Raw genomic sequence first — 505 nt, forward strand, 5'->3', positions numbered from 1 at the left:
TAAGAAGATGGGCAGTTCAGGCTTCCCGTTATTCTGTAATTCTTCTAAATGGTTACAATCCTCGATCGCCAAGCCGTGCCAAATCGGTTCCGTTATTGGGACCAACGGTTGTTAGTCGCGTCACCCAGTCACGCTGACTGGTTCCGCGGCTCACTCGACTCGACTTGAACCTCAGGCTGCGGGTCGCCCATAATCTTTTCAATGGCTCGAATGGTCTCGACGGGAGAAGCACCTTTCACGAGGTTGTAATCGGCTCCGTCACAATAGTCCTTTCCTACCCAATGCCGCGTGGAAAGCATGATGACCGGGACTTCAGGACGCATAGCCTTTATTTGTTCCGTTGCGGCCGCGCAATCATACTGCTCAGGTTTTGCGTCGGCGTCCACTACGACTGCGTTGACTGGATAGTTCCGAATCAGGTGCTTCACGTTCGCCATGTTGATCGCCGTGAGCACGTTGTACTGCTCCGTTTCCAAGACGAGCTTCAATGGCGATAGCCGCTGCT

General features: G+C 53.3%; 1 protein-coding gene. It reads right to left on the minus strand.

The window, feature by feature from the left end:
• Window positions 1–128 precede the first annotated feature (128 nt).
• On the minus strand, window positions 129–488 hold the full coding sequence (locus DMG62_00040) for a hypothetical protein (GenBank protein ID PYY25052.1): 360 nt from the start codon (window positions 486–488) through the stop codon (window positions 129–131).
• Window positions 489–505 lie beyond the last annotated feature (17 nt).

This window comes from Acidobacteriota bacterium (assembly GCA_003225175.1).
GTDB lineage: Bacteria > Acidobacteriota > Terriglobia > Terriglobales > Acidobacteriaceae > Gp1-AA112.